Source organism: uncultured Streptococcus sp. (assembly GCF_963545685.1).
GTDB lineage: Bacteria > Bacillota > Bacilli > Lactobacillales > Streptococcaceae > Streptococcus.
Map to the genome: position 1 here is coordinate 1 of NZ_CAUUKN010000072.1, position 5,209 is coordinate 5,209.

General features: G+C 38.8%; 4 protein-coding genes. 3 read left to right on the plus strand and 1 reads right to left on the minus strand.

Features of this window, described 5'->3' with window-relative positions; translation table 11 throughout:
- Nucleotides 1-100: 100 nt before the first annotated feature.
- Nucleotides 101-2,038, minus strand: coding sequence for a GbpC/Spa domain-containing protein (locus RWZ99_RS08650; RefSeq protein ID WP_314678096.1), 1,938 nt, complete (start codon nt 2,036-2,038; stop codon nt 101-103).
- A gap of 409 nt (nt 2,039-2,447) precedes the next feature.
- Between RWZ99_RS08650 and RWZ99_RS08655 the strand changes: the two genes are divergently transcribed.
- From RWZ99_RS08655 to RWZ99_RS08665, 3 genes are all read left to right on the plus strand, one after another.
- A complete protein-coding gene (locus RWZ99_RS08655) occupies nt 2,448-3,188 on the plus strand; it encodes a CPBP family intramembrane glutamic endopeptidase (RefSeq protein ID WP_314678099.1) in 741 nt (246 codons plus the stop codon).
- A gap of 241 nt (nt 3,189-3,429) precedes the next feature.
- The gene (locus RWZ99_RS08660; RefSeq protein WP_314678102.1) at nt 3,430-4,326 is read left to right on the plus strand and encodes a LysR family transcriptional regulator; all 897 of its coding nucleotides are present in this window, start codon (nt 3,430-3,432) and stop codon (nt 4,324-4,326) included.
- A gap of 10 nt (nt 4,327-4,336) precedes the next feature.
- The gene (locus tag RWZ99_RS08665) at nt 4,337-5,182 is read left to right on the plus strand and encodes an aldo/keto reductase (RefSeq protein ID WP_314678104.1); all 846 of its coding nucleotides are present in this window, start codon (nt 4,337-4,339) and stop codon (nt 5,180-5,182) included.
- Nucleotides 5,183-5,209: the final 27 nt, after the last annotated feature.

A 5,209-nucleotide genomic window follows, 5' to 3' on the forward strand; every position in this document is an offset into this window, starting at 1 on the left:
GACCTATCCGGTCCTCTCTAGATGTTAGCTTTTCGTCACCCACTACAGTTGACAAAGAGCCAAAAAGCCAAGGAATATCCCTAGCTTTTGAAGTATTATCTTAGTGTTTACGTTTGTAAGTTGAGATACCGAACAAGGCCAAAGCTGATGTAACCATTGCTGCACCTGCTGCTGCAGAAGCTGCTGTTGATTTTTCACCAGTAGATGGAAGAGCTGGAGTTTCTTCTTTTACAGGTACTGATGTTGGTGTTACAGGTTTACCTGGAGTTGGCTCAGCTGGAGTTGTTGGTACTTGTGGTTTTGGTTTCTCAGTTGTTTCTTCAACTGAGACAAAGTTTCTATGGTAAGTAACTGACGCTGAAACTGTATTTGGAAGAACTGGTTTATTTGGTTCTTCTGGCAATTCAGGAACAACCACTGTTGAGTTTGTTGCGAACCAATAGGCAGTTGGAACATTGAGGTTATTTCCGCTTACGATGAAGTCCATTGGTTCACCTTTGAAGATTGTTGCAGCTGCACCGTAGTAGGCATTCGTCGTACGAGGTGTTCCAACTGGATTGATTGCATCCCAACCTTCATCAGTCACTTCACCAGTTGTTGGATCAACTGTTGGATCACTGTTAAGGCGGGAACCGTTAGCAACAAATGAATTATCATTTGTTGCATAAGCATAACCATCCTCATGCAAAGTGATAGATGAACCAGGGATTTGAACGTATTCATTACCATTCAAACCAACTTTTTCAATGTGGTTTCCAAGTTCAGTGTTCCAGTGGTTAAGCGATGAGATACTCAAAACTGATCCATTCTTAGACAAATCAAGTGGTGTCACTGATGACTCAGAATCAAAGAAGTTCAAGTTCATCTTAACATGAAGTTTTTTGTTAGTGTCGTCAGTTTGTGAACCAATGAAAAGTGTCTTGGTTGGATCGTGGTACAACTTAACAATAGCAGAACCATCTGTACTTGGTGCTTCTACTAAAGTGTAAGTTGCAACGATTTTCTTAACTGGAGTACCATTGTATGATGTTCCGTTAAGATTGTTGTATGTTACAGTCAATGTTTGACCTGTAGCCATCTTCAACCATACATCTTCAGTGTACTCACCATCAGCATTGATAGTGTATTGTGTACCGTTAACCGCACTAAAGTCGCTTGGAATATAACGAGATGTATTAAATTGTTCAAGAATGTCATCTACTGAGTGACCTGATTGGATTGTTTTATCCAAGTAGTCAACAGAACCTGCTGAATTTTCAATAGTCATAGTAGCATTAGATTCTGTTTCATAAATCAAACCAGTAGCAGTTTCAGCCAATCCTTTTGTCAAAAGACGAGCTGTTGTTCCACCAGTATATTCTTTATAAGCTTTTTCCCAAGCAGCATAAGCAAGAACGTCTTGGTAGTATTTATCCAACTGTGTCTTGTAATCTGCAAGTTTTTGTTTATATTCTGAAACTGCAGTTGTCAAAGCTGTTGTTTGAACTTTATTGTCATTATTAGCAGCTTCTACACTAGTGTGTTTAACACCTGCTTCTTCTGTAGCGGTGAATCCCCCTGTAGCAACAATATTTGCTTTAGCAGATGTAAGAGCTGCGTCAGCTTCTTCACGTGTCAATTTATTTTCAGAAACAACTGTATTTGAAGCTTCTTGAGCATCTTTAGCTGCTTGATCTTGAACAGCTTTAACATCAGCAGAATCTTTTGATGCTGCTGCAGTCGTTGTTGCAGCTTCAACAGCGTTATTGAAGTCAGGATTTGAAACTTCTGCAATAGCTTTAGTTGTAGTTTTTTCAGTAGTTGCTGTTTCAGTAGTTGTTGTTTCTTCTGTTCCAGGTACTGTTGTAACAACTGCTGCGTCACCTGTTGTTTTTACAAGGCTAGCACTTGATTCTGCAGTCGTATTTGAGACTGTTGCATCAGTATCAGTAGTTGCTGTTACATCTTTAGCTTCATCTGCAGCAGCTAGACTTGTAGCTGCGAGTCCTGCAAGCAATACGCTTGAATACAATGTTGTTTTAAATGGATTGACTTTCATTTACACTTTCTCCTTCTTGGTTAACGTTTTATTAACCTATTTTCTTCACCGTTTAATATACTACCTCGATTTTCAAAATTTAGCAATAGTTTTCTAAAAAAAATATTATACATTTGCTACATAGTTTTAAATTTTGACACACTTTTGTTATAATTTAACTATTTCTTTACATTTTAATGTTATTCGTAAGATTATGGTGGGGTTTTCGCTGAGCTTTCTCTTACAATTGTTAATTTTTCTCATCAAAAACCTGTTTACATTACACAATATATTCTCTCTTTAGAAGTCTGTTATTAAGAACTGTCTCTTCATAAGTAAAGTACAGAAAAAATCTCTTCAAGACCTTGACTTTAAGCGCTTTTAATCGTATGCTTGAAAAAAATGTTAAGAAAGTTGGGGAACTTTTTCTATGACAAAAAAAGAAATTAAAGCACTGATCCTTTTGGGGATTAGTATTATTTTTGCGAACCTTGTACTTCGTTTGACTCTTAGTCCCTTGCCTGAGAGTCTAGCCTATCTCATTAAAACGATTGTTCTTGGATCCGGATATTACTTCCTAGTACATAGGCGACTAGGTTTAAAACTCAAATTAGCTAAAAAGATAAGTTGGTCTGAAACCTTACGTGTTTGTTGGTTGATTCTTTTGGCAGATCTTTTCTATGTTTCTGCTAGTGCTTTTGGTATCAGTAGGGCACCTCATATGATTGGCACTGCCATGATTATTGCCTTAGGGGCTGGTTTTTTTGAGGAATATTTTTTTCGTGGACTCTTCCTTAAACTCGCCTTCCAAGATGGTATTAGATCTTCAAAACAGGTCTTAGAAGGAGTCTTCTTATCAGCCTTATTTTTTGGATTGGCTCATCTAGGAAATCTCACCCACCAACCCCTGAACGCCACACTGTTTCAGGTTTATTATGCGACAGCCATTGGCATATTATTTGCTGCTATTTACCTACGTACCGGTAGCCTCTGGTGGACTATTTTCCTACACTTTTTGATTGATTTTGCAAGTGTACTTCTCTCGCAATCAACACAAGCTGCTCCAGCTACGAGTATCTGGAATTTCATTTTCTTTCTACCATTAATTGCAATAGGACTCTTCCTCATTCGTCCTAAAAAATTGGAAGCCATTAGATACCTTAGTAACTAGTATTTCAAACTGCATCCTACAGGTTAGATTGTTAGTATCTAACCTGTGGATGCGTTTTTTCGTTTATTAGCAAAGCTTATTTTTGAAGCATCACACCTTCCATTATTAATTATTCCTCCAAGACCTATCCATAGAAATTTCATATCAAGTCTTCATCTATTCCTATCGGGATTTTGCTGATTTTAGGCTTCTCATTTTGTTATAATATGACCTACAATCATATCTTTAAAAGGGGATGCTTATGAATTTTCAACAATGTCGCTATGTACAGACCATCGCTGAAACAGGCTCATTTAGTAAGGCAGCTAAGAAGCTCTTTTTAACACAGCCAAATCTCTCAGCATCCATCCGTGATTTAGAGGAAGAACTTGGCGTCCAACTCTTTGAGCGTTCTAATACTGGAGCCAAACTGACTGATGACGGGCATGATTTTCTCAAATACGCCAAACGTATTCTTGGAGAATTAGATCTCCTAGAAGGACGTTACCGTAAATCCTTTAAGAAATCATTCACTGTTGCCAGTCACCACTACGATTTCTTGTCCCTACCCATGGCACACATTGCCCAACGTTTTCGTAGTGATTATCAAGAATTTCAACTGATTGAAACAACGACTAGGAAGATTCTCAAAAGTGTGGAGAGTTTCGAGAGTGACTTGGGGATTATTTATCTAGATGACGACAATGCCCATATCCTAGAGCGCAGTTTTCAACACATGGATTTGACTTTCACCCCACTTGGAGACTTTGAAACCAAGATTTTTCTAGGTCGCCAACATCCCTTGGCTCACAAAAAATCCCTCAATCTCAAGGATTTAGAGGGATATCCACAAGTCCGTTTTCGTCAGGAAAGCTCTGGAATTCATTTCGACGAGGATCCGCTGGAAGTTCTGCCTGACCAGCAAGTTATCTACAGCAATGATCGAGGTAGTGTCATGAATCTGCTATGTGCTTCTGATAGTTACGCTTCTGGTCTCGGTATTGTTAATAGTTTCATCAAGGATCAAATCGTCCTTCTACCACTTAAAAATAGCCCCAAACACACTTTGGGTTTTGTAACCAACAATAAACAAAAACAATCTGCAATTATTCAAGCATTTATCGAAGAAATTCAAGATAGTCTAGTACCACACCATTAAGGAGAAAGAAATGGAATTTCAAACACTTAATAATGGCATCAAAATCCCCGTACTCGGTTTTGGGGTCTGGCAAATATTTGACCAAAAAGAATGTCAAAAAGCCGTTAAAGATGCCCTTTCTGTAGGCTATCGTCTGATTGATACAGCCAGTCTCTACCGAAATGAGGAGGCTGTTGGACGTGCCATTAAGGCATCTGGTATCCCTCGTGAAGATATTTTCCTTACTAGTAAAGCCTGGATTAGCCAGCTTGGCTACGAAGATACTAAATTAGCCCTAAAAGAAACACTCCGCAAACTAGATACTGACTATCTTGATTTATATTTGATTCATCAACCTTTTGGCGACTTACATGGTGCCTGGCGTGCTATGATTGAACTCCAACATGAAGGACTAATCAGAGCCATCGGAGTTTCTAACTTCTCAACAGGGCGTTTGGCAGATTTTGCCTTACAGACACCTGTTATTCCAGCAGTCAATCAAATCGAGTTGCATCCCTATAAACAGCACAAACTTATCCAGAAAGCTGATAAAGAATTTGGCACCCTAACGCAAGCCTGGGCTCCTTTTCACAGAGGGGAGGATGGTATTTTTCAGGACCCTACCCTAACTGCTATCGCTAAAAAACATGGCAAGACAGTTGCTCAGGTCATCCTCAGATGGCAAACTCAACAAGGTATTCTAACCATCCCTAAAAGCACCCATATTGAACGCATGAAGGAAAACTTTGATAGCTTTGACTTTCACCTAGACCAAACAGACCTTGATGCTATCAGTAAATTAGACAGATACCCAAATGCTTATGGTCCTGATGAAAGTGTGGAACGGATTAAGCATTTATTGAAATATAGTGTATAAGAAAACGAGTTCGACTGAACTCGTTTT

What these genes read in the sequence shown, in the direction of transcription:
- RWZ99_RS08650 (WP_314678096.1), bottom strand. Translation starts at nt 2,038, where the DNA reads ATGAAAGTCAATCCATTTAAAACAACATTGTATTCAAGCGTATTGCTT.
- RWZ99_RS08655 (WP_314678099.1), top strand. Translation starts at nt 2,448, where the DNA reads ATGACAAAAAAAGAAATTAAAGCACTGATCCTTTTGGGGATTAGTATT.
- RWZ99_RS08660 (WP_314678102.1), top strand. Translation starts at nt 3,430, where the DNA reads ATGAATTTTCAACAATGTCGCTATGTACAGACCATCGCTGAAACAGGC.
- RWZ99_RS08665 (WP_314678104.1), top strand. Translation starts at nt 4,337, where the DNA reads ATGGAATTTCAAACACTTAATAATGGCATCAAAATCCCCGTACTCGGT.